The sequence below is a fragment of the Methylobacterium sp. FW102-HT35C08 genome, assembly GCF_058790235.1.
In genome coordinates, this window is the sequence record NZ_JBYTCL010000002.1 from 2,669,579 (window position 1) to 2,693,662 (window position 24,084).

Below are 24,084 nucleotides of genomic sequence, written 5' to 3' on the forward strand. Positions count from 1 at the left end.
TCATATCCGCTTCCGTCGTTCACATCGGCCCCGCCGTCCTTGCGAGCGGAGCGAAGCAATCCAGGCAGCGCGACGCTTTCCGACGTTCCGCTGCCCAGGGTCGCTTCGCCTTACGCATCATGACGGCGAGGAACGCATCGACCGAAGCGGTCGAGCGGAAGCCGCATCACACGAACAGCCGCTCGCCCTCCAGCCCCTTGTAGAGGCCCGCGACCTGCTCGCCGTAGCCGTTGTAGATCAGCGTCGGCACGCGCTGGTCGGTCCCGAGCACGCGCTCGGTGGCCTGGCTCCAGCGCGGATGCGGAACAGCCGGATTCACGTTGGCCCAGAACCCGTATTCCGATGCCTGGAGCCCTTCCCAGAAGGTCTTCGGCCTGTCGGCCGTGAACGACACCTTCACCAGCGACTTCGCCGACTTGAAGCCGTACTTCCACGGCACCGCGACGCGGATCGGTGCGCCGAACTGGTTGGGCAGCGGCTTGCCGTAGATCCCGGTGACCATGAAGGCGAGGTCGTTCCCGGCCTCCGCGAGCGTCAGGCCTTCGGTGTAGGGCCAGGGATAGAAGAACGCGCGCTGACCGGGCGCCATCGCCTTGTCCATGAACGTCTCGAAGCGGATGTACTTCGCCCCCGAGGTCGGCTTGGCGAGCCCCACAAGCTTGGAGAGCGGGAAGCCCGTCCACGGCACCGCCATGGACCACGCCTCGACGCAGCGGTGTCGGTAGAGCCGTTCCTCGAGGCCGACCTTCCGGATCAGGTCGTCGACGCCGATCTCGAAGGGCTTCTCTACGAGCCCGTCGATCTTCAGCGTCCAGGGCTGGGTCTTGAGCGCGTTCGCGGCCGGCAGCACCGTCTTCGATGTACCGAACTCGTAGAAATTGTTGTAGTCGGCGCTGAAGCGCTCCGGCGTCAGCGGCCGGTCGAGGGTGTAGGCGGGGTTCTGCGGCGCTGGGTAGAGCGGTTGATCGCCTGCGGCGAGGACAGATCGGCCGCCCAGGAGCGATCCGGCCGCCAGTCCGGCCGCACCGCCGATCAGCGCGCGCCGGTTCAGGAAGACGGCCTCCGGCGTGGCTAGATGCTCCGGAATCTCCCAACCGCGCTTGCGCTTGATCAACATGGCCGCCTCCTCGGATGTCCTATGCGCACAACCCACAGATCGGCCCGTGCCGACAGGGGCGCAAGCGCCGCAGCATCACCTTTCGGCGCCGTGCGCGTTGCGGTTACGCGCCGCGAGGGCGGCGTCGCGACGCAGGCCGGCATCCCGCGATCAGGCCGGGGGCGTCTCGTCGCGCAGCATCCGGCGCAGCACCTTGCCGACGTTGGTCTTGGGCAGCGTATCGTGCAGGACCACCCGCCGGGGGACCTTGTAGCCGGTGAGCTGGGTGCGCGCGTGGGCGCGGATGGCATCGGTCGAGACCGAAGGATCCTTCAGGACGATGTGGGCGACGACCATCTCGCCGGTCTCCTCGCTCGGCGCGCCGACCACGGCACATTCGAGCACGGCCGGGTGGGCAGCCAGGACGTCCTCGACCTCGTTCGGATAGACGTTGAATCCCGAGACGAGGATCATGTCCTTCATCCGGTCGACGATGCGGAACTGGCCGTCGGCCTGCATCACCGCGACGTCGCCCGTGCGGAAGAACCCGTCCGGGGTCATCGCGCGGGCCGTTTCCTCGGGGCGGTTCCAGTAGCCGCGCATCACCTGCGGACCGCGGACGCAGATCTCGCCCGGCTGCCCGACGGGCGCGACCTTTCCGGCTAAGTCGCGGATCGAGACCTCGGTGGAGGGGAGCGGGAAGCCGATCGTGCCGGAGAAGTCGCGCATCCCGTGCGGGTTGACGCAGACCACCGGCGAGGTCTCCGACAGGCCGTAGCCCTCGATGATCGTGTTGCCGGTCAGCGCCTTCCAGCGCTCGGCCACGGCCCGCTGCACGGCCGTGCCGCCACCGACCACGAAGTCGAGATGCGAGAAGTCCACCGTGCCGATCTTCGGATGGTTGATCAGCACGTTGAACAGCGTGTTGACGCCCATCAGGTGGGTGAAGCGGGTGCGGCTCAGCGTCTTCACCATGCCGTCGCAGTCGCGCGGGTTCGGGATCAGCAGGCACGCGCCGCCGTTGCGCATGAACTGGAAGAAGCACGCGGTCAGCGCGAAGATGTGGTAGAGCGGCAGGGCCGTCACCGCGCAGCGCCGGATGCTCGGATCCTTTGAGTTGAACCAGAGCTGCGACTGCTCGACATTGGCCATGATGTTGCGGTGGCTGAGCATCGCGGCCTTGGCGATGCCGGTCGTGCCGCCGGTGTATTGCAGGAACGCCAGATCCTCCGGCTCGACCCGCGCCGAGGCCCGCGGCAGGCTGCGGCCCCGGCGCAGGACGGTGGTGAACGGCACCGCCAGACCGTCCGGCAGCTGGAACGGCGGCACCGCCTTGCGCACGTGGCGGCTGGCGAGGTTGATCACCTGACCCTTGAGCCCGAGCCCGTCGCCGGGGCCGACCAGGGCAACCCGGTCGAGTTTCACGTCCGGTAGCGCCGCCGCGACCGTGGCGCCGAAATTTTCCAAGACGATCAGGATCCGTGCGCCCGAATCGTTGATCTGCTGGGCGAATTCGCGGGGCGTGTAGAGCGGGTTGGTGTTGACCACCGTGCCACCGGCGAGAAGGACGCCGAAGATTGCCACCGCGTAGGCCGGCACGTTCGGCAGCATGATCGCGACGCGGTCGCCCTTCGCCAGGCCCTGCCCCTGCAGCCAGGCCGCGAGGTCGCGCGTCTGCTGCCCGAGGGTGGCGTAGGTCATGGCCGAGCCGAAGCACAGCATCGCGGGGCGATCGGCGAAGGCGGCGACGCTGGACTCGAACAGGCCGACCAGCGTCCCGAGGCCCGCGACGTCGATCTCGGCCGGGACACCGGCCGGGTACGAGGCCAGCCAGGGGCGATCCGACGCCAGATCGGTCGGTGGGGACGGCCTCCGTACGGACCTGGGCGCTTGAGCGCCGTGCACGATCACGTTCGCCTCATGCATCGCGATGCCTCCCGTGGGCACGGCTCTGGACGGCCGAGTCCCCCCAACGCAGAACCCGGCAACTCTGCGGGAACGGAGGCCGGCCCGCAAGGCGCGGGCCTCAGGCGCCGCGTCGATGCCGGCTCACTGTCGCCAGCGCGGCATGCGGCAGGGCGGCGGCGACCAGGAGGAGCGCGGCCAGACCGGCCTCGTCGGGCCGCAGCGCGCGGTGCGGCCAGGGGCCGAGGCCCAGGCTGCCGCCGAGACCGATCACGGCCGCGCCGAACCAGAGAGCCAGGAAGGCCAGGAGTCCGGAGCCGATCCGGCTGAGCCGCGGCCTCAGGGCGCGGTTCGCCGCGATCACGAAGAGGCCGAGCACGCCGCCGAACACCGCCGCCGCCACGCCCGCGCCGAGCGCGTAGGCCAGCCAGAGGGGCTGATGCGTGAGGAACGCCATCCCGCCCGTCGCGAAGCCGGCGCGCAGAACGAGACCCCCGAAGGTCGGGTAGAGGCCGGCGAGCAGCAGGAATGCCGCGCCGGCGAGGCCGAACAGGACCCGGCGCGGGACGGAGGCCGGACCCGGCTCCGCCGCCGCCGTCGCGAGGTGCGCGAGACCGTAGACCAGCGCGAAGGCGAAGAGCGGATAGCGCCCGGCGAAGTACCCGAAGACCCACGGCTCGGCGACCTCCGGGACCGCCGAGCGCTGGCTGAAGCCGGTCCCTGCCACGAGCGCCACGGCGATCAGCATGGCCAGGATCGGGATCGAGGCCTGCAGAAGATTGCCGCCCCGGTGCTGGCCTGCCGCGAGGCCTGTCGCGGTCGGCTGGAAGGCGGCGTGCGAGGGCGCAGGCATCATGCAGGGTCCCGAGCCGGGCGCGGCGTCCGAAACGCGGGGTCGGCCCGCTCCGTGAGCGGGCTTGATGGCGGGCCGTCCGCGGACGGCCCGCGCGCGATCCTACCGGGCCTCGTAGTGATCCCGGATCAGCCGGTCGAGCAGGCGGACGCCCCAGCCGGCGCCCCAGCTGCGATTGATCTCGCTCGCGTTCGACGACATCGCCACGCCGGCGATGTCGAGATGCGCCCACGGCACGTCCTCGACGTAGCGCTTGATGAACGAGGCCGCGGTGGCGGCGCCGCCGTGACGGCCGCCGGTGTTCTTCATGTCGGCGAACTTGGAATCGATCGCCTTGTCGTAGGCGGGGATCAGCGGCATCCGCCAGACCTTCTCGCCCGTCGCCTCGCCGGCGGCGTTGATGTTGCTCGCCAGCGTGTCGTCGTTCGAGAACATCCCGGCGATGTCCTGGCCGAGCGCCACGATGATGGCGCCGGTCAGCGTCGCGAGGTCGACGATCGCCTTGGGCTTGGCGCTGCGGACGATGTGGGTGATCACGTCGGCCAGCACGAGGCGGCCCTCGGCGTCGGTGTTGATCACCTCGATGGTCTGGCCCGACATCGACGTCACGATGTCGGAGGGCCGGTACGAGCCGCCGTCCGGCATGTTCTCGACGATGCCGATGGCGCCGACCACGTTGCAGCGCGCCTTGCGGGCGGCGAGCGCGCGGAGCGCGCCCACGACGGCGGCCGCGCCGCCCATATCGCCCTTCATGTCCTCCATGCCGCCGCCGGGCTTGATGGAGATGCCGCCGGAATCGAAGATCACGCCCTTGCCGATCAGCGCCACGGGCGCCTCGCCGGCGGGGCCGCCGTTCCAGCGCATGATCACGAGCCGCGGCTCGCGGACGGAGCCCTGCGCCACGGCCAGCAGCGCGCCCATGCCGAGCTCGCGCATCCGCGCGGGCTCCAGCACCTCAATCTCGACGCCGAGCTGCGACAATTCCGAGGCGCGCCGGGCGAACTCCTCCGGGAAGAGCACGTTCGGCGGCTCGTTCACGAGGTCGCGCGCCAGGATCACGCTATCCGACAGCGTCCGGGCGTTCTCGCCTTCGCGCGCCGCAGCGCCCTGGTCGGCGAGCAGCAGGGTCAGCGCCGTGCCGGACTTGTCGTCGGCATCGGGCTTCTTCTTGGTCTTGTAGCGGTCGAAGGTGTAGTTGCGCAGCCGCGCGCCGAGGGCGAACTCGCCGGCCTGCGCCGCCGTCACCGTCGCGCCCGGCCAGTCGAGCACCACCCGGGCGGTCCGCCCCGCCACCTTGCTGGCGGTGAAGCCGCCGAGCGCCGGCCAGTCGGTCTTGGCGCGGTCCTTGTCGGAGCCGAGGCCGACGACCACGAGGCGGTCGGCCTTGACGCCCGCCGGGGCCGGGAGGCTGAGCGCCGTCAGCGAGCGGCCCTTGAACTTCTCGGAAGACGCGGCGCGGGCGACGAGATCGGCCCCGGAAGCGCCCAGGGCGTCGCGGGCCGCCGCTCCGAGGACGAGGTCGTCGCCGACGAAAACCACGAGATCGCCCGATCCGCCGGGACCCTGGCCGCTCTGCTCCAGGGGGCCGAACCCGATCTCGATACCGTCCGCCATGCCCGTCGCCCTGACCGTTATCCCGGAGCTGCACTACGCACCTGCGCGCCGCACAGGTCATTCGCCCTGTGTAGCCGCTGAGGCGGAGAACGCAACGCGGCGCGACAGCCCTGGAATCGCCCCTTTTGTCGGGTCCCTGCGGCCCCGAGGGCGCGAGAGGACGAGCGGGGCTGCCGGGCCGATGAGGCAGATCGAACGCTACATCTTTCGGATCGCCCTGGGCGCCACCCTCGCCTGCCTGGTCGGGTTGACCGGGACGATCTGGCTGACGCAGGCGCTGCGCGAGCTCGACCTCGTGACCGCCAAGGGCCAGACCCTGCTGGTCTTCCTGTTCGTCACGGGCCTGTCGCTGCCGACTCTCCTCGTGGTGATCGCCCCGGTGGCCCTGTTCATCGGCACGATCTACGCGCTGAACAAGCTCAACGGCGATTCCGAGCTGATCGTCATGTCGGCGGCCGGGATGCCGCCGCGCTCGCTCCTGCGGCCGTTCCTGACCTTGGCGCTGATCGTCAGCTTCCTGACGAGCTTCCTTGTAGTGGTCGTCATGCCGGCGAGCTTCCAGGAGCTGCGCGACGTGATCACCCGGGTGCGCGGCGACTTCATCGCCAACGTCGTCAAGGAAGGGCAGTTCACCCAGCTCGACAACGGCATCACCTTCCACTTCCGCGAGCGCGGGCCGGGGGGCACCCTCAAGGGGCTGTTCATCCAGGACCGGCGCGAGGCCGGAAAGACCAAGGTCTACCTCGCCGACCGGGGCAACGCGGTCGACATCGACGGCCAGAGCTACCTGATCCTGGAGAACGGCAGCGTCCACCAGCAGCAGAAGGACTCGCGCGATTCCTCGATCCTGACCTTCGAGCGCTACACGATCGATCTCGCGGCGTTCGCGCCGCCTGATTCCGACACGATCTACAAGCCGCGCGAGCGCTCGACGGCGCAGCTCCTGTTCCCCGATACGACCGAGGGCTACTACAAGCTCCAGAAGGGCCGCTTCCGGGCCGAGCTGCACGACCGGCTCTCGGCCTGCCTGTACCCCCTGGCGCTCGTCTTCATCGCCTTCGCGGCCCTGGGCGATCCCCGCACCACCCGCCAAGGACGCGGCCTCGCGGTCGCCGGGGCGATCCTCGCGGTGGTCGGCCTGCGCATCGCGGGTTTCGCGGCGGTGAGCGCCGCCGCGCGCAGCCCGGCTGCGGTGGCGGCCGTCTACGGCGCGCCGCTGCTCGCCATCGGGCTCTCCTGCCTCCTGATCTTCTTCGGCCCGCGGGTGCGCGCGTTCAACGCCGCCCTGGTCCGGGGAACCTGGGGCCTGATGCGCGGACAGCGCCTCGCGCCGGCGGCCTGATCCGATGATGCTGATCGGTCCGACCCTCGGGCGGTACTTCGCCGCCCGCTTCGCTCGCACGGTGCTCGGCGTCTTCGTCACCGTGTTCGCGCTGGTCTACACGCTGGATTTCGTCGAGCTGCTGCGCCGGGCCGGCGAGACCCAGGGCGCCTCCACGGGGCTGATGGCGCAGCTCTCCCTCTACCGAACCCCCGCGGTGGCGGAAGGCGTGCTGCCCTTCGCGGTCCTGTTCGGGTCGATGGCGGCCCTGCTCCAGCTCTCGCGCAAGCTGGAGCTGGTGGTCGCCCGGGCCGCCGGGATCTCCGCGTGGCAGTTCCTGCAGCCGGGCGTCTTCGTGGCGCTGGCGCTCGGCGCCTTGGCGGTCGGAGTCTACAACCCGGTCTCGGCAATGCTGAAGCAGCGCTCGACCGAAATTGAAGCGAAGATCTTCGCCAAAGCCACCAAGGCCGGCTCGGGCAAGGACCTGTGGATCCGGCAGCGGGGATCCGACGGCGAGGCGATCCTGCGCGCCGAGACGGCGATCGAGGGCAGCACGACGCTCGCCGGCGTCTCGGTCTTCACCTTCGACGAGGCCGGGAAGTTCGCCGAGCAGCTCGTGGCGGCCCGCGCGACGCTCCACGACGGCTACTGGGAGCTCTCCGATGTGCGCGTTCTCACACCGGACGCACCGCCCGAGTCGTTCGACACCTACCTGATCGCCTCGAACCTGGACCCCGGGCAGGTGCGCCAGCGCTTCACCCCGCCGGAATCTGTGCCTTTCTGGCAACTTCCCACAACCATCGCGCGCACCGAGCGGGCCGGTTTGGACGCCACCCGGTACCGCCTCCAGTACGATGTCCTGTGGGCAAGGCCGGTGCTGTTCGTCGCCATGGTTATCGTCGCGGCAACCGTTTCCTTACGGTTCTTCCGCTTTGGTGGTGTCGGCAAACTCGTCCTCGGTGGCGTCGCGGCCGGCTTCGCCCTCTACGTGATCCGACAGGTCATGGAGGGGCTGGGCGCGTCCGGACTCGTCGCTGCACCGGTGGCGGCCTGGTTCCCCGCCGTGGTAGGCAGTCTTCTCGGTACGCTCACGCTTCTGTACCAGGAAGACGGCTGACATCCGCGATCCTTCGCGGGCAGGGAGACGGGTGTTGAGGTTCGTGGCGGTGGACGTCACAGGGGTTGGGACACGCGTTGCGTAAGGTCGCCGACATCCTGCGGAAGGCCGGGCTCCTGGCCGCGCTGGCGCTCGCCGTGCCCCTGGCCGGCGGAGTGTCCGCGCATGCCCAAGGTCTGCCCGCCGTGAAGGCCGGCAAGCCCGGCGACAAGCTCCTCGTCGAGGCCGACGAGCTGATCTACGACAACGACCGCAGCACCGTGACGGCCCGCGGCAATGCCGAGCTGCACTACGGCCCGCGCACGCTCCAGGCCGACCGCGTCCGCTACGACCGCAACACCGGCCGGGTCTTCGCCGAGGGCAATGTCCGCCTGACGGAGGCCGACGGCGGGGTCGTGACCGGCGAGCGCATGGAGCTCACCGACGACTTCAAGACCGGCTTCGTCGACGCGTTCCGCGGCCAGCAGACCGTCCAGCGCAAGTTCGAGACCGTGCGCACCCGGTTCTCCGCGCCGCGGGCCGAGCGGCTGAACGGCGAGCAGACGAGCTTCGAGTCCGGCAGCTACACCGCGTGCGAGCCCTGTAAGGACAACCCCGAGACACCGCCGCTCTGGCAGATCAAGGCGAAGAAGATCATCCACGACAACGAGACCCACACGGTCTACTTCGACGAGTCCACCCTGGAACTCGCCGGGATCCCGGTCGCCTACCTGCCGTATTTCGAGGCGCCGGATCCGACCGTGAAGCGCAAGACCGGCTTCCTGACGCCGCGCTTCATTTCGACGACCGCCCTCGGCAGCGGCGTGTCGCTCCCGTACTTCATCAATCTCGCGCCGAACTACGACCTGACGCTGACGCCGACCCTGCTCAGCCGCCAGGGCCTGCTCGCTCAGGGCGAGTTCCGCCAGCGGATTGACAACGGCTTCTACAACATCCGCCTGTCCGGCATCTCGCAGACGACGCCCTCGGCCTTTCTGCCGAGCCCGCTGGGTGCCGGCGAGCGCGACTTCCGCGGCTCAGTGGAATCGCAGGGCCGATTCTACATCAACCCGCGCTGGCGCACCGGCTGGGACCTCGTCGGCGTCACCGACAAGTGGTTCCTCGACAATTACCGGATCCGCAACCAGAACATCACCACGGACTATTTCCGCGAGGCGACCTCGACCGCCTTCCTGATCGGCCAGGGCGACCGCTCGTGGTTCGAGGCGCGGGGCTACTACTTCAAGGGCCTGTCGAGCTTCGACTGGCAGAAGCAGCAGCCGATCGTCGCCCCGGTCATCGACTACGACAAGCGCATCAACGGCCCCGCCGAGATCGGCGGCGAGGTGCGCTTCCAGGCCAACATCACCAGCCTGACCCGCGAGACGACGCAGTACCAGGGCCTGCCGCGGACCTCGAGCTACCTGTTCTCGCCGAGCGTGAACGGCGTCAGCTTCCCGCTCTACCAGACCTGCACGATCTTCCAGCGCGGCACTTGCCTGATCCAGGGGCTGGCCGGCACCAACACCCGCGCCTCCGCCGAGCTGTCCTGGCGCCGCAGCTTCATCGACGACCTCGGCCAGAAGTTCACGCCGTTCGCGTATCTACGCACCGACGCGTTCTTCACCAACCCGAGCTTCTCGGGCTACCAGAACGACCTCGCGCCGCAGGTGGCCAAGATCGATGACGGCTTCGCCGGCCGGGTCATGCCGGCCGTCGGCCTCGACTACCGCTACCCGTTCGTCGCCAATTTCGGGGCACTCGGCGTCCACACCCTGGAGCCGATCGGCCAGATCATCGCGCGTCCCTCCGAGACCCGGATCGGCCGCCTGCCGAACGAGGATGCCCAGAGCCTCGTGTTCGACGACACGTCGCTGTTCGAGTGGGACAAGTTCTCGGGCTACGACCGGGTCGAGGGCGGCGTGCGCACCAACCTCGGCGGCCAGTACTCCGTCGTGACCCCGTCCGGCTGGTACGCGAACGTGCTGTTCGGCGAGTCGATCCAGCTCGCGGGCGTCAACTCGTTCCGGCGCGGCGACATCGCCAATGTCGGGCTCGATTCCGGCCTCGAGACGCAGCGGTCGGACTTCGTCGGCCGGTTCCAGGTCTCGCCGAACCAGAACATCACGTTCATCACCCGGGCGCGGTTCAACCAGGCCGACTTCCACGTCGCGCGGTTCGAGACCGGCGCCACGGCGCGGTTCGCGCCGTTCCTGCCCCTGACCGTGTCGGCTTTCTACTCGTACTACGAGGCGCAGCCGCTGCTCGGCTACAGCCACTACCGCGAGGGCATCACCGCCACCGCGACCTACAACATCACGCCGAACTGGTTCCTCTCGGGCTCGCTGCTCGTCGACCTGACGCACTACCTCGACGTGCGCAACACCTACACGGACGCGCTGACGTCCTACCTGGCGAACCCGATCGGCACCGTGCCGCTCTACCAGAACCCGGGCCGGTTCTACCTGTCGGGCGCGAGCTTCGGCGGCGGTTATCAGGACGAGTGCACCACCGTCTCGCTGAACTACATCAACTCGCCGATCGCCACCGCCACCGGCGTGCGCGAGCGCAACCAGACCGTGCTGCTGCGGGTCGAGCTGAAGACCCTGGGCGAGGCGGATCTGCGCCAGAACGTCGGCACCGCCACCACGGCGGACGGTATCGCCTCGGTGCGGTGAGGCCCCGCCGCAAGCTGCGGCGACCGGTTTCCTGGATCCGCGCCGGCGGCCTGATCGAAGCAGCCCGTCCTTCCGGGGCGCCGCGGGCGAGCCCGGACCCGGAGGGCCGCCGAAGGCGGGCAGCCCCGACGCGCCGCCGCTGCCGCAGTTCGGCGCGGTTGTGGTTCTGTATTCCGGGCTCCGCTGCGCGGCCCCGGAATGACGGAGGACAGCGCACCGGCCGCGATGCGCCTCACGAACCGCCCGCGACGAGGATGCGCCCGCGCCGCGCGGGCGCTATAGACCGTCCATGCCGCCCCTCGCCCTCACCCTCGGAGACCCCGCCGGGATCGGTCCGGAGCTGGCGCTCAGCGCCTGGCTCGGGCGCGGCGGCGCCGCGCCGCTGCCGCCGTTCTTCCTCGTGGGGGATCCGGCCTTCATCGAGCGCCTCGCCCACCGCCTGAACCGGCCGGTCCCCGTGGCCGAGGTCGATCCCGAGACGGCGGCCGAGGTGTTTCCCCGCGCCCTTCCCGTGGTGCCGCTGCCGAGCGGCGCGAGCGTGACCGCCGCGCCCGGCATTCCGGATCCCGTCAACGCCGGCGCCACCATCGAGTCGATCACGGCCGCGGTGGGCTTCGTGAAGGCCGGCCGCGCCGCCGCCGTGGTGACCAACCCGATCGCCAAGTTCGTGCTGACCCGGACCGGTTTCGCCCATCCGGGTCACACCGAGTTCCTGGCCGCCCTGTCGGTGCCCGCCGGCCGCACGCCGCCCCGGCCGGTCATGATGATCTGGAGCGCCGGTCTCTCGGTGGTGCCGGTGACGATCCACGTCCCGCTCAAGGACGTGCCGGGCCTCCTGACGCAGGAGCTCGTCGAGGAGACCGCGACCATCGTGGCCCGGGATCTGCGGGACCGCTTCGGCCTGCCCGAGCCGCGCCTCGTGCTCGCGGGTCTGAACCCGCATGCCGGCGAGGCCGGCACGATCGGCCACGAGGATCGCGACGTGCTCGCCCCCGCGGTGGCGAGGCTGCGGGCGCAGGGGATCGACATCCGCGGGCCCCTGCCCGCCGACACGCTGTTCCACGCCCGCGCCCGGGAGACCTACGACGTCGCCCTGGCGCCGACCCACGACCAGGCCCTGATCCCGATCAAGACCATCGCGTTCGACGACGGCGTGAACGTCACCCTCGGGCTGCCGTTCGTGCGCACCTCGCCGGATCACGGCACCGCGTTCGACATCGCCGGCAAGGGCGTCGCGCGGCCCAACAGCCTGATCGCGGCCCTGCGTCTCGCCGACAGGCTCGCGGCGACCGAGGCCGGCCGAACCGGAGCGGCGCCCGGCGGGGCCGAGGTCATCCCGTTCAGCGTCTATGCCGGCCGACCGCCGACGGCCGGCGCCCGGCACTTCGGTCCCGAGGATGAGCTGTGAGCGCGCGCCGTGACCGCCAGTGACGGCCTGCCGCCGCTCCGCGACGTCGTCGCCCGGCACGGGCTGGAGCCCAAGAAGGCCCTCGGCCAGAACTTCCTCTACGATCTGAACCTCACCGGCCGGATCGCCCGGGCCGCCGGGCCGCTGGAGGGCGTCACGGTGGTGGAGGTCGGCCCCGGACCGGGCGGCCTGACCCGCGCGCTCCTGGCCGAGGGCGCCGCGCGCGTGGTGGCGATCGAGCGCGACCCGCGGGCCCTGCCGGCCCTCGCCGAGATCGCCGCCCACTATCCGGGCCGGCTTCACGTCGTCGATGCAGACGCGCTGGCCTTCGATCCGCGGCCGCTCGTGGGCTCGGGTCCGGCCCGGATCGTCGCCAACCTGCCGTACAATGTCGGCACCGCGCTGCTCACCGGCTGGCTCGACGGCGAGGTCTGGCCGCCCTGGTGGGATCAGGCGGTGCTGATGTTCCAGCGCGAGGTCGCCGAGCGCATCGTCGCCGGGCCCGAGACCCGGGCCGATTACGGCCGGCTCGGCGTCCTCTGCGGCTGGCGCACCGAGGCCGACATCCTATTCGACGTCAGCCCTTCGGCGTTCGTGCCGCCCCCGAAGGTGACGTCGAGCGTGGTGCGGCTGCTGCCGCGTGCGCAGCCCCTGCCCTGCCGGGCCAAGGCGCTGGAAGCCGTCACCCGGGCGGCGTTCGGCCAGCGCCGCAAGATGCTGCGCCAGAGCCTCAAGGCGCTGACTCCGGATGCCGGCGCCCTGCTGGCCGCGGCCCGGCTGTCCGAGACGGCGCGGGCCGAGGAAGTCCCGGTCGCGGGCTTCGTGGATCTTGCCAATCTGTGGGACGCACACAGAAACGCCGGCACCGCGGTGACGGCGCCGGCGTGAAAGAGATGATTGCAGCTCCGGCCCGGAGGCCGGAGCGCGGTCGCACTCAGCGCGTCTGCTGGATCGCCGAGAGCACCCAGCCGCGGCCGGGCTGGCGCAGGAAGGTCCACAGCTCCGTCGCCTCGGAGGAGTCGGTCTGGACGACGCGGCCGCTGTTCCGCTCGATCATCACATCCTTGAGGGCGTAGCGCATCGCCACCGTGGCGTAGTCGGTGCGGTCCTCGCCCCACGACTCCGCCAGGTCGCCCTGGAGCAGCTTCACGTCCGAGATCTTGTTCACCACGCCGCGGGCCGCGTTGTTGCGCAGCTCCTCGTCGAAGTAGCTCACCATCTCGGGTGTCGAGAGGTTGCCGAGGGTGACGCGATCCTCGCGGGAATACGCATCCTGGATGTCGCCGAGCAGCCGCTCGAACGCCTGGAAGTCGGCCGGGCCGATCTGCACCGGGCGCGTCTGCGGCGGGCGCTGGCCGCCTCCGAACATGCCGGAAGCGGGGCCGCCCTGAGCACCGCCCATCGGGCCGCGTGCCCCCTGCTGATCGTCGAGCGACGAGCGGGCGTAGGGCGCACCGGCGCCGGCGGGCTCGTTCCGGCGGCGGAAGAACCGCAGGGCCATCATCACGACGAGGACCACGAGCCCGACCTGGAACAGCAGGCCGATCATCGAGGCCAGGCCGCCGAGGCCGCCGAAGAAGCCGCCGCCGAGCAGGGCGCCGATCAGGCCGGCGCCGAGCAGGCCCGCGAAGAAGCCGCCGCCGAACCGGCGTCCGGTCGCGGCCGGAGCCTGCATGCCGGGGCTGCCCATGCCGGGGGACGGCGCGGTCTGCGAGCGCTGCATCGTCATGCCGCCGCCGGGCGCGGTCGGCGTCGCCGACGGCGCCGTGTAGGTGCGCGAGCCGCGGGAGCCGAAGGACCCGCCGCCGCCCGGACGGGCTTCGACGACCGGCGCCGCGACGGTCAGCGCCGTGGCCAGCGCCAGAAGGGCGGCCACACGCCGGCGGCGCGAAATCTGGGTAAGCATGTACACGCCTCTAGGGACGAGAACTGAACGGCGCAGAGCGCCAGTGACGATATGGGAACGGCTCAGCGCGGGTTTTAGTCCTGCGCGATGATTCCGGAGCGCAGCGTGCTTAATGCAGCGTGCGATCGGGCGCTGCCGGGAACGACAGCCGGACCTGCGTGCCCTCGGCCGGCCGGCTGTCGAGGGTGATGGTCCCGTTCTGGCGCTTCATCAGGCCGTGCACGATCGCGAGGCCCGCCCCGCGCCCGGCCTCGCGGCTCGTCTGGAACGGCGCCAGGGCGCGGGCGAGCATCTCCGGCGACATTCCCTGGCCGGTATCGGCAACCGCGATCCCGACGATGCCCTCGTCGGGCTGCTGCATCGCCCGATCGCCGGGATCGACCCGGAAGGTCGAGAGGGTGAGGGTGCCGCCGGACGGCATCGCCTCGCAGGCATTGGCGACCAGATGCCGCAGGGCGAACTCGATCTGCGTCGGGTTGCTGATCGCCCGCGGCAGGCCCGGCGTCGCCGACACGACGAGGCGGATCCCGGATGGCAGGTCGGGTGCGAGGCGTCCGGCGAGTTCCGCCACGATCGCGTCGAGATCGACCGCGCGCACCTCCGGGGCGATGCGCCGCGAATAGGCCAGCAGCTGGCGCGTGAGGATCGCGGCCCGCTCGGTCGCATCGGCGGAGCGGGAGATCGCCCGCTGGATGAACGGCTCCTGGCGGTCGCCGAGGCGGCGCTTCAGGCCGTCGATGTAGCCGATCAGGATCTGCAGGAAGTTGTTGAACTCGTGCGCCACGCTGTTGGTCAGCAGGCCGAGCGCCTCGCGCTGGCGCGACAGCGCGAGCGCACCCTCCGCCTCGCGGCGGCCCGTGACGTTCAGGATCTGCCCGACGCGGCAGGCCGAGCCGGGCAGCGGCACCGTCGTCAGGCAGGCCCAGAAGCTCGTTCCGTCCGCGCCGGTGGCGGGAAACTCCTGATCGCCGTCCTGAAGCGGATCGGGCGCGTTTCCCCGCGGCGCAAGGATCAGGTCGAGACCGCGCGCGATGAGGTCGGCCGCCGGGAAGCCGGTCAGGCGTACGGCGGACGGATTCACGTAAAGGATCCGGCCCTCCGCATCGAAGAGGAGGCTCGCCGTCGGCAGGGCGTCGAGCAGCCTGCGGGCTTCATCCGTGAGCGGTGCGCCCGGACCTGCTCCATGACCCGTACCCGGCTGCGCCATGCTCACTTCGCGCTGAGCGGATGCGGAAGATCCGCGACGGGCAACCGATAGCGACGAACCGTGTCGTGGCCAAGCCGCGGCGTGCGATCGGCCACCGAACCGGCCCGCTACTGGCGCACCCACATCACCCGGGCCATCCAGGCGACCTCGCCGAGGTTCAGCAGCCGGTCCTCGTGCTCCGGGTTGAGCGAGGCCAGCTCCACCGTACGGGCGGTGCGCCGCTTCAATTCCTTGGCGAGCACCTCGCCGCCATGCAGGCGAACCACGACGCGATCGCCCTTGCGCACGCTCGCGGTCGGCGAGACGATCAGCACGTCCCCGTCGCGGAACAGCGGCAGCATGGAATCGCCCTGGATCTCTAGGGCGAAGGCCCGTTCCTCACCGAGATCCGGAAACTCGATCTCCTCCCAGCCGGCGCCCCCGGTGGGCATGCCCTCGTCGGTGAAGAGGCGGCCGGCGCCGGCCTGGGTCAGGCCGATCAGGGGGACCATCGTGCGTGCCGGGATCTCCCGGGCCTCGATGAGCCGCAGGAACTCGTCCAGGCTGGACCCGGTCGCGGCAAGCACCTTCGACACCGACTCGGTCGACGGCCAGCGCTTGCGCCCGTCGGCGCCCACGCGCTTCGAGCGGTTGAAGCTCGTGGCATCGAGGCCCGCCCGCCGGGCCAGCCCGGAGGCCGAGAAGCCGTGCCGCTCGGCGAGCCTGTCGATGGCGTTCCAGATCTGCTCGTGCGACAGCATAGCGGGCTCGGAGGCTCACCGTGAGCGGGCTGGCGCCCCCGTCTCGCAGCCGGGCTTCGGCTGCCTCGGAGGCAAAGGGACGATCTTTCCGCCAGGTACGCTCAGCACCCGCCGGGTACGCGCCGAAATACTAGACATTTCTCGGTCCGGTACGGGTCTCCCGCCTCGGACACGGCTTTGTGACGGTCAGCCTAGTCGTAGGAAAGTAGAACTACGGGCAGCAGAATGCAATCGCTCCTCGAATCCGACGGGAGTCCCGGAGTTGCCGAGGATGCGCGGCGCCTCTATCGACGCGTCGGTTTTCGGGGAGCTTCGATGCCGCTCATCTACAAGATCTGTCCACGCGCGCTTTGGCGCGAGGCGGAGGCCGCAGGTCGTTTCACCGGCGCACCGGTCGATCGGCAGGACGGCTTCATCCACTTTTCCACGGCCGCCCAGGTCGCTGAGACCGCCGCCCGCCACTTCGCCGGACAGGATGATCTGTTCATCGTCGCCGTCGAGCCCGGGGCGCTCGGGGATGACCTGCGCTACGAGCCTTCCCGCGGCGGCGATCTGTTCCCGCATCTCTACGGCGCGCTGCCGCTTACGGCGGTGCGATCGGTCGATGCGCTCCCCCTCGGCGCGGATGGGCGCCACGTCTTTCCGGCCGGGCTTCTGCCGGCATGATCGACGTCGCCTTTCCCCTCGTCCGGCCGCTGCTCCACGGCCTCGATGCCGAGCGCGCCCATGATCTGACGCTGCGGGCGCTCGCCCTGTTGCCGTCCGGCCGGAGGCGCGAAGACGATCCCCGCCTCGCGGTCGATCTGCTCGGCCGCCGCTTTCCCAATCCGGTCGGCCTCGCGGCCGGCTTCGACAAGGGCGCCCGTGTGCCCGACGCGCTGCTCGGCCTCGGCTTCGGCTTCGTCGAGGTCGGCGGGGTCGTACCGCGGCCCCAGCCGGGTAACCCGCAGCCGCGGGTCTTTCGCCTCGCGGCGGACCGCGCGGTGATCAACCGCTACGGCCTCAACAGCGAAGGGCTCGATGTCGTGGCGGCCCGGTTGCGCGGCCGGACAGGACGGCCCGGCATCGTCGGCGTCAACATCGGCGCCAACAAGGATTCGGTCGACCGCCTCGCCGACTACGCGGCCTGCACGGCGGCGCTGGCCCCGCTCGTCGATTTCGTCACCGTGAATGTCTCCTCGCCCAACACGCCGGGCCTGCGCGACCTCCAGGGCGAGGCCTTCCTGGACGAGCTGCTCGCCCGGACCGTCGCGGCCCGCGACGCGGCCGGCGCCTCGGCCGCGATCCTCCTGAAGATCGCTCCCGACATGGCGCTGGACGCCCTCGACGCGGTCTGCGCGACAGCGCTCCGGCGCGGCGTGCAGGCCCTCGTCGTCTCGAACACCACGGTCGCGCGACCCGCGAGCCTGGTCGAGCAGGCCCTCGCCCGGGAGACCGGAGGGCTGTCCGGCCGCCCGCTGTTCGGGCCGGCGACCCGGATGCTGGCGCAGACCCGCCTACGGGTCGGAGACAGCCTGCCCCTGGTGGGGGTCGGCGGCGTCGATTCCGCGGAGGCCGCCTGGACCAAGATCCTCGCCGGCGCCAGCCTCGTGCAGCTCTACTCGGCGCTGGTCTACGAGGGGCCTGGCCTCGTCGGACGCATCAAGGCGGGGCTGGTGCGGCGCATGAACGAGGAAGGCATCACCGCGCTCCGGCAGGTCGTCGGGCGCGACGCCGCGGATCTCGCGCGCGGCGCGTGATCCGGATCCCGGACCCAAGGGGCCGCGCAAGTCCGTCTTTGCGAGCGGAGCGAAGCGATCCAGCAGCGCCACATTGATCCAGGTCGCGCTGCCCTGGGTCGCTTCGCTGCACTCGCGATGACGGAGCGGGTCCCGGGACCTGAACACCTCACGACTAGGATGACCCAACTTCGCCGCACAGTTTAGAAACGCTTTGCGGAGCGGGAGCTTAGCCTGTGTCCCGTGCATGAGGGGCCTGCGCGCGCACGCCATTGTGAGGGCCGCGCGGAGACGCTTATCTCGCGTCTGCGAGACACCTCGCGTCACCCAATCCAGGACGGTTCATGGCCCAGTCTGAAGGGTCTTCCAAGCGCTCATCCGCTGCCGGCGGCTGGGGCGCTCTGAAGAGCTGCGGCAAGCACCTACTTGGCAGCCGCGCGCCGCTCACCGGGGCCCGCGCCCTGCTCAAGGCCAATCAGCCCGACGGGTTCGACTGCCCCGGCTGCGCCTGGGGCGACCCGGAGCACGGCTCGTCCTTCGAATTCTGCGAGAACGGCGTGAAGGCGGTCTCCTGGGAGGCCACCGACAAGCGCACGAAGCCGTCCTTCTTCGCCAAGCACACGCTGACCGAGCTGCGAGGCTGGAGCGATTACGCGCTCGAGGGCCAGGGCCGCCTGACCCACCCGATGCGCTACGACGCGGCCAGCGACCGCTACCTGCCGGTGAGCTGGGACGAGGCCTTCGCGGAGATCGGCGCAACCCTGCGCGGGCTCGATCACCCGGATCAGGCCGAGTTCTACACCTCGGGCCGCGCCTCGAACGAGGCCGCCTACCTCTACCAGCTCTTCGCCCGCGCCTACGGGACCAACAACTTCCCCGACTGCTCGAACATGTGCCACGAGGCGAGCGGCGTCGCGCTGATCGAGGCGATCGGCATCGGCAAGGGCACGGTGCTGCTGGAGGATTTCGAGAAGGCGGACGCGATCTTCTGCGTCGGCCAGAATCCCGGCACCAACCATCCGCGCATGCTCGGCGACCTGCGCCGGGCGGCCGAGCGCGGCGCCAAGGTCGTGGTGCTCAACCCGGTGCGCGAGCGCGGCCTGGAGCGCTTCGCCGACCCGCAGAACACCGTCGAGATGCTGCGCGGCGCCAGCCGCCCGATCGCCAGCCACTATCTCCAGCCGCGCTCGGGCGGCGACATGGCGGCCTTCCGGGGCATCGCCAAGGTGGTGTTCGCCCGCGAGGCCGAGGCCCTGGCGGCCGGCCGGCCCTCGCTTCTGGATCGCGCGTTCGTGGAGCACCACACCGCGGGATTCGAGGCCTACCGGGCCGCGGTCGACGCCACCTCCTGGGACGCGATCCTCGACCAATCCGGCCTGACCATGGACGAGATCGCCGCGATGGCGGACGTCTATCTCGGGGCGCAAAGGGTCATCGCGACCTGGGCCATGGGCGTGACCCAGCATCGTCACTCGGTGGCGACGATCCGGGAGATCGCCAACCTCCTGTTCCTGCGCGGCCATATCGGCCGGCCCGGCGCGGGCCTGTGCCCGGTGCGCGGCCATTCCAACGTCCAGGGCGACCGGACCGTCGGCATCAACGAGCGCCCGGCCGCCGCCTTCCTGGAGTCCCTGGAGCAGCATTTCGGCCTCGCCATGCCGCGCCGGCACGGCCACAACGTCCTGGCGGCGATCCGCGCCATGCGGGACGGCACGTCGAAGGCCTTCATCGGGCTCGGCGGCAACTTCCTGCGGGCGACCCCCGACACCCCAGTGGTCGCTCAGGCGCTCGCCTCCTGCCGGCTCACCGTGCACATCGCCACGAAGCTCAACCACGCCCATCTGGTGCCGGGCACGGTCGGCTACCTCCTGCCCTGCCTCGGCCGGACCGAGATCGACCGCAACGACGAGGGCAAGATCCAGATCGTGACCGTCGAGGATTCGATGAGCATGGTCCACGGGTCGGGCGGCATCAATAAGCCGGCCTCGAAGGAGCTGCGCTCGGAGATCGCCATCATCGCGGGCATGGCCCGGGCAACGGTCGGGTCGTCGTCCATCGACTGGGCGGGGTTCGCCGCCGATTACGACCGGATCCGCGAGGCAATCGCCGCCACAATCCCGGGCTTCGCCGGCTATAATGCCCGGGTGCGCAAGCCGCGCGGCTTCATGCTGCGCAACCTCGCCGCCGAGCGGGTGTTCGAGACCGCCACGGGCCGGGCTAACTTCTCGGCGGACACCCTGCCGGCGGAGACTGAGCACCAAGCCGCCCAGAAGACGCGCGACACCTACGTGCTGCAGACCTTCCGCAGCCACGACCAGTACAACACCACGATCTACGGCCTGGATGACCGTTACCGGGGCGTCTATGGCGAGCGCCGTGTCGTCTTCGCCCATCCGGACGATCTCGCGGAGATCCGCGGGCGGCTGGGCGAGCGCGTCGACATCGTCGGCACGCACGATGACGGCATCACCCGGCGAGCCGAGGATTTCCGGCTCGTGCCGTTCGACATGCCGCGGGGATCGCTGGCGGGCTATTACCCGGAGCTGAACGTGCTGGTGCCGCTCTCGACTTTCGGCGAGAAGAGCGACACGCCGACCTCCAAGTCGGTGCTGGTTACCCTGCAGGCGCGCGCGGCGGCGTGAGCGACACGCCCGATGAGGCGGCGTTCGTCGCCGCCCTGGACCGGATGTCGGCCGCGCATCCCGGGCTGACGTCCCTGGAGGCGGGTCTCCTGGCCGCGCTCGACCTCGGCCTGCCCGGCGACACCCGCGCCTTCGCCCGCACCTTCGGGGTGGAGCACGCCCTCGTGCTGCGGGCGGTGGCCGGGCTTGAGGAGGCCGGGCTGGTCGCCGTGACGGCGCGCGACGGGCGCACGCAGCGGACGCGCTACACGACCTCCGATTCAAGAGCTTCGGCACCGTCGGCTCCGCCGTCATCACAAGCGTAGCGACGTGACCCCGGGCAGCGCGACAGACTAGGATGTGGCGTTACCCTGGATGGCTTCGCTCCGCTCGCCAGGACGGGTGCACGGATATCGGGCGGCGCTGCGCTCAGAACCCTTTCGCCTTGATCGCTTCGGCCCAGGTCACCGCCCGGCGGTTCACGCCGAGATGCTGCCGCTCGTAGAGCCGGCCCTCCAGCTTGATCGCGCCGCGCTTGGCGTATTCCGGCCGCTCGAACGCCTCGATGACCAGCTTGGCCCGGCGCACTTCCTCCTCGGTCGGCGCGAAGGAGGTGTTGGCCGGCTCCAGCTGCGTCGGGTGGATCAGGGTCTTGCCGTCGAAGCCGAGATCGCGCGCCTGCCGGCACTCCGCGCGGCACCCCTCCGTGTCGGCGATGTCGTTGTAGACGCCGTCGAGGATGGCCAACCCCTCGGCCCGGGCCGCAGCCAGCGCCATCATCATCCAGGGCAGCATCGGCACGCGACCGGGGACGATCTTCGCCCAGGTGTCCTTGGCAAGATCGTTGGTGCCGAGGACGAGGCAGGTCAGGCGGTTGCGGGGATCGCGTTTGGCGCGGGCGATCTCCTGGATGTTCAGGATCGAGGCCGGGGTCTCGATCATCGCCCAGATCGCGATGCCCTCCGGCGCGTCGAGGGACTCAAGCCGGTCGGCGATGCTCTCCAGCACGGCCGGGGACGACACCTTCGGCATCAGGATCGCGTCCGGCTTGGCCTCGATCGCCGCGTGCAGATCCGCCTCGCCCCATGGCGTCTGGGGGGCGTTGACGCGGATGACCAGCTCGCGGCTGCCATAAGCCCCGCTCTTGACGGCGGCACAGACCTGCTCGCGGGCGATCTCCTTCTCCTCCGGCCCGACCGCGTCCTCGAGGTCGAGGATGATGCTGTCGACCGGGAGCGACTTCGCCTTGTCGAGGGCTCGCTGGTTGGAGCCGGGCATGTACAGCACGCTCCGGCGCAGGCGCAGGTCGGTCGTCGTTGCCATGGGCTCCTCCCTCATGCGGCCGCCCGGCGGCCATCGTTGCGGTGCACCCTAAAGCACGCGCGCGGCCATTCCACACCCCATTGGTCTGGACCGGTGAGTCCGCACCCGGTTTGATACCGGTGCCGGTCATCGCGGATCGAAGCCGCGGTTTGGTCACGTTCCGACGTTTAAAGGCCGACCGAAGTCAGTTCTGAGACATCGGACTTACAGGCATGAACAAGACCTTAGTTGCCCTTGCACTGGTCGGCGCTCTCGCCACCCCGGGCATGGCTTGGGCGCAGAGCCGGACCACGATGGGCGTCGGCTCGGGCGCGGTCGCGGGCGCCCTTGTCGGCGGGCCGATCGGCGCGGTCGCGGGCGCGGTGGTCGGCGGCTTCGTGGGCAATTCGACAGAGCGGGGGCGCCGTCATGTCCGCCGCGGCCGCCGGTACGGCTACGCGGGCGCGCGGCGGTCCTACCCGCGCCGCGCGGAGGCCGACCTGCCGCGCGCGACGGGCGCCGTCGCGCGCACCGCACCGCCCGCGCCGACGCGCACGGGCTGGAAGGATCCGCACTAGGACCCGCGCGCCTCAGGCTGCCCGTTCTAGGGGCGACGCGGCTCTCTCCGCGAAGGTCCTGCGGGCGAGGGCCGGAAAGGCGATCGCCTGGCCCAGGCCCCGGGCGCCGAGGAACGCCACGAAGGCGAGCCAGAGCCCGCTATTGCCGAGGCCCAGAACCTGGACGACCGTCAGAATCGCGCCGTAGGCGGCGAGCGCGCACAGCATCAGGTTGCGCATCGCCCGCGTCCAGGTCGCGCCGATATAGATCCCGTCGAAGGCGAACGGCGCTGCGGCGGCTAGGGGTGCCAGCGCGGCGAACGGGAGGTAGGACCGCGCGGTCTCGCGTACCGGCCCGCTGGTGGTGACGAAATCGATGAAGCCGTGGCCGCCCGCGAGCGACAGCAGGCTGACCGCGAGCCCGAAGCCGAGGCACCAGCGCAGGCACAGGGACGCCGCGCCGCGGAAGGCCGCCGCATCCCGGGCGCCGACCGCCTGACCGCAGAGGGTCTCGGCCGCCGTGGCGAAGCCATCGAGGAAGAAGCCGCCGATCAGGAAGAGATTCCACAGGACCGAATTGGCGGCGAGCACCACGTCGCCCTGTCGGGCCCCGAGGGCCGAGAACAGCACGATACCGGTGATCAGCGCCAGCGTCCGCAGGATCACGTCGATGTTGACGCTGAGGGTCCGGCGGAGCGCTGCGGCATCGCGCAGATCGCGCAGCGGCACCCGGAATGGCCGCGACCCGAGGCGCGCCAGCACGATCAGCCCGAGGCCGAGCCCGGTCGCCTCGGCGCAGACGGTCGCCAACGCCGCCCCCATCAGCCCGAGGCCGAGGCCCAGGACGAGAACCAGGGTCAGCCCGATATTGGCCAGGTTGATCGCCACCTGCAGCAGCAGGCCGAGATCCGTGCGCCCGCGACCCAGTACCGATCCGAGCACGCCGTAATTCGCCAGCACGAAGGGGGCGGACAGGATGCGGGTGTGGAAATAGACCGCCAAGCCGGCGACGACGGTCTCGCTCGCGCCGCTGATCGCGAAGGCGACCGCCGCCAGCGGCCATTGCAGCGCCACCAGGACGAGCCCGATCAGACCGCCCGCCGCCAGCGTCCGGGCGAGGATGCGGTCGACCTCCGCGCTGTCGCGGGCCCCCACCGCCTGCGCGGTCAGGCCCGCGGTCGCCATGCGCAGGGTGCCGAAGGACCAGAAGATCGCGTCGAAGATGACGGCGCCGAGGGCCACGGCCCCGAGGAGCGCCGCGTCGCCGAGCCGGCCGATCACCGCCGCGCCGACGAAGCCGAGCATCGGCGTCGTGACGTTGGCCAGCGTCATCGGGAGCGCCAGGGCCAGCACGCGGCGGTGCGTCGGCCGGCCGGGACTGACCAGGGCGTGTGTCATGCCGCAAGCTTAGCAACCGCGACGCGATCGAACACCCTCAGCCATGCGCCGACGTGTCGGGGCTCGGCAGGCGAGCTCGGACCTGGAGGAGCACGCCGGGCGGTGGGCAATCCAGACACACCGGCATGCCGGGGCTGGCCAAGACGGCGGCTCTGGATTCCGGGCTCCGCTGCGCGGCCCTGGAATGACGGGCTGAGGGCCGGTCTGAACGGCTCCGGATCATCGTCGGCCCGCTCGATCGCGGGCACGGCCTCAGCGCGAGACCGCGAACAGCCGTGCGATCAGCCACAGCGGCACGACCACGATCGCCCCGGCGACGATCCAGCCGCCGAAATCGTGCAGCGAGGCGAGCCCGATATCGATCAGCGCCCGGGCGGAATCGTATAGGTGCCAGAACAGGCGCCCAGGCGTCAGGCCGAGCATCGACATGAAGGCGCCGACCAGCACCGACAGGAACAGGAGGCGCACGAACACCCCGACGGGCGAGCCGCCGAGGAAGCGGCGCAGCCCCGATTCGCGCGTTCGATAGGGCCCTGCCCCGTAGGCGCCGTCCGGACCCGGGGCTCCCTGCTCGAAGCCCTGCGGGCGTCGGTTGTGATCGACGAGCATTGCGTCCTCGTGAGCCTTGAGCCGTCCGGATCGGCGACGAAGCCGGCAGAACCGT

General features: G+C 70.7%; 20 protein-coding genes. 10 read left to right on the forward strand and 10 right to left on the reverse strand.

Features of this window, described 5'->3' with window-relative positions:
* Nucleotides 1-166: 166 nt before the first annotated feature.
* The 4 genes from msrP to AC3WSN_RS12740 form a co-directional block, all read right to left on the reverse strand.
* Nucleotides 167-1,117: a protein-methionine-sulfoxide reductase catalytic subunit MsrP gene (gene msrP / locus AC3WSN_RS12725; protein WP_492538383.1), complete on the reverse strand. Its 951-nt coding sequence runs from the start codon at nt 1,115-1,117 to the stop codon at nt 167-169.
* Between the two features lie 150 nt (nt 1,118-1,267).
* Complete coding sequence (locus AC3WSN_RS12730) at nt 1,268-3,022, reverse strand: AMP-binding protein (RefSeq protein WP_492538385.1); 1,755 nt, start codon at nt 3,020-3,022, stop codon at nt 1,268-1,270.
* A 100-nt stretch (nt 3,023-3,122) separates the two neighbouring features.
* Nucleotides 3,123-3,857: a hypothetical protein gene (locus tag AC3WSN_RS12735; protein ID WP_373622627.1), complete on the reverse strand. Its 735-nt coding sequence runs from the start codon at nt 3,855-3,857 to the stop codon at nt 3,123-3,125.
* 99 nt (nt 3,858-3,956) lie between these two features.
* Complete coding sequence (locus tag AC3WSN_RS12740) at nt 3,957-5,468, reverse strand: leucyl aminopeptidase (RefSeq protein ID WP_192709035.1); 1,512 nt, start codon at nt 5,466-5,468, stop codon at nt 3,957-3,959.
* 181 nt (nt 5,469-5,649) lie between these two features.
* Between AC3WSN_RS12740 and lptF the strand changes: the two genes are divergently transcribed.
* From lptF to rsmA, 5 genes are all read left to right on the forward strand, one after another.
* Nucleotides 5,650-6,810, forward strand: a complete 1,161-nt coding sequence (gene lptF / locus AC3WSN_RS12745; RefSeq protein WP_492538388.1) for an LPS export ABC transporter permease LptF — start codon at nt 5,650-5,652, stop codon at nt 6,808-6,810.
* 7 nt (nt 6,811-6,817) lie between these two features.
* The gene (gene lptG / locus AC3WSN_RS12750) at nt 6,818-7,906 is read left to right on the forward strand and encodes an LPS export ABC transporter permease LptG (RefSeq protein WP_192709037.1); all 1,089 of its coding nucleotides are present in this window, start codon (nt 6,818-6,820) and stop codon (nt 7,904-7,906) included.
* Between the two features lie 77 nt (nt 7,907-7,983).
* Complete coding sequence (locus tag AC3WSN_RS12755; RefSeq protein WP_192709038.1) at nt 7,984-10,563, forward strand: LPS-assembly protein LptD; 2,580 nt, start codon at nt 7,984-7,986, stop codon at nt 10,561-10,563.
* Nucleotides 10,564-10,852: 289 nt separating this feature from the next.
* Nucleotides 10,853-11,971 (forward strand): 4-hydroxythreonine-4-phosphate dehydrogenase PdxA, encoded by a 1,119-nt coding sequence (gene pdxA, locus AC3WSN_RS12760; protein ID WP_492538390.1) that lies wholly within the window; start codon nt 10,853-10,855, stop codon nt 11,969-11,971.
* Between the two features lie 9 nt (nt 11,972-11,980).
* Nucleotides 11,981-12,859: a 16S rRNA (adenine(1518)-N(6)/adenine(1519)-N(6))-dimethyltransferase RsmA gene (gene rsmA / locus AC3WSN_RS12765; protein WP_492538393.1), complete on the forward strand. Its 879-nt coding sequence runs from the start codon at nt 11,981-11,983 to the stop codon at nt 12,857-12,859.
* A 46-nt stretch (nt 12,860-12,905) separates the two neighbouring features.
* On the opposite strand, the gene AC3WSN_RS12770 is transcribed toward rsmA, so the two are convergent.
* The 3 genes from AC3WSN_RS12770 to AC3WSN_RS12780 all read right to left on the reverse strand — a co-directional run bounded on the left by AC3WSN_RS12770 (nt 12,906) and on the right by AC3WSN_RS12780 (nt 15,824).
* Nucleotides 12,906-13,877, reverse strand: a complete 972-nt coding sequence (locus AC3WSN_RS12770) for a TIM44-like domain-containing protein (protein ID WP_492538395.1) — start codon at nt 13,875-13,877, stop codon at nt 12,906-12,908.
* A gap of 109 nt (nt 13,878-13,986) precedes the next feature.
* A complete protein-coding gene (locus tag AC3WSN_RS12775; protein WP_492538397.1) occupies nt 13,987-15,084 on the reverse strand; it encodes a two-component system sensor histidine kinase NtrB in 1,098 nt (365 codons plus the stop codon).
* Between the two features lie 107 nt (nt 15,085-15,191).
* Complete coding sequence (locus AC3WSN_RS12780; RefSeq protein ID WP_192709043.1) at nt 15,192-15,824, reverse strand: S24 family peptidase; 633 nt, start codon at nt 15,822-15,824, stop codon at nt 15,192-15,194.
* A gap of 315 nt (nt 15,825-16,139) precedes the next feature.
* Between AC3WSN_RS12780 and AC3WSN_RS12785 the strand changes: the two genes are divergently transcribed.
* From AC3WSN_RS12785 to AC3WSN_RS12800, 4 genes are all read left to right on the forward strand, one after another.
* A complete protein-coding gene (locus tag AC3WSN_RS12785) occupies nt 16,140-16,490 on the forward strand; it encodes a DUF952 domain-containing protein (RefSeq protein ID WP_192709044.1) in 351 nt (116 codons plus the stop codon).
* Complete coding sequence (locus tag AC3WSN_RS12790; protein WP_492538400.1) at nt 16,487-17,563, forward strand: quinone-dependent dihydroorotate dehydrogenase; 1,077 nt, start codon at nt 16,487-16,489, stop codon at nt 17,561-17,563. Before AC3WSN_RS12785 ends, AC3WSN_RS12790 begins: the two co-directional genes overlap by 4 nt.
* Nucleotides 17,564-17,886: 323 nt before the next feature.
* Entirely contained in the window at nt 17,887-20,184 is a 2,298-nt protein-coding gene (locus AC3WSN_RS12795; protein ID WP_492538402.1) for an FdhF/YdeP family oxidoreductase, read from the forward strand.
* A complete protein-coding gene (locus tag AC3WSN_RS12800; RefSeq protein ID WP_492538404.1) occupies nt 20,181-20,489 on the forward strand; it encodes a hypothetical protein in 309 nt (102 codons plus the stop codon). The genes AC3WSN_RS12795 and AC3WSN_RS12800 overlap by 4 nt, the downstream gene beginning before the upstream one ends.
* Nucleotides 20,490-20,592: 103 nt before the next feature.
* Here AC3WSN_RS12800 and AC3WSN_RS12805 read toward each other — a convergent pair whose 3' ends face one another.
* Nucleotides 20,593-21,486: an HpcH/HpaI aldolase/citrate lyase family protein gene (locus AC3WSN_RS12805; RefSeq protein WP_492538405.1), complete on the reverse strand. Its 894-nt coding sequence runs from the start codon at nt 21,484-21,486 to the stop codon at nt 20,593-20,595.
* Between the two features lie 212 nt (nt 21,487-21,698).
* Here AC3WSN_RS12805 and AC3WSN_RS12810 point away from each other — a divergent pair, with 212 nt between their 5' ends.
* Complete coding sequence (locus AC3WSN_RS12810) at nt 21,699-22,043, forward strand: hypothetical protein (protein WP_192709049.1); 345 nt, start codon at nt 21,699-21,701, stop codon at nt 22,041-22,043.
* A 12-nt stretch (nt 22,044-22,055) separates the two neighbouring features.
* Here AC3WSN_RS12810 and AC3WSN_RS12815 read toward each other — a convergent pair whose 3' ends face one another.
* Together AC3WSN_RS12815 and AC3WSN_RS12820 are read right to left on the reverse strand one after the other, a co-directional pair.
* Nucleotides 22,056-23,420, reverse strand: a complete 1,365-nt coding sequence (locus tag AC3WSN_RS12815; RefSeq protein WP_492538407.1) for an MATE family efflux transporter — start codon at nt 23,418-23,420, stop codon at nt 22,056-22,058.
* A gap of 252 nt (nt 23,421-23,672) precedes the next feature.
* Entirely contained in the window at nt 23,673-24,029 is a 357-nt protein-coding gene (locus tag AC3WSN_RS12820; protein WP_192709051.1) for a DUF6460 domain-containing protein, read from the reverse strand.
* Between the last annotated feature and the right edge of the window lie 55 nt (nt 24,030-24,084).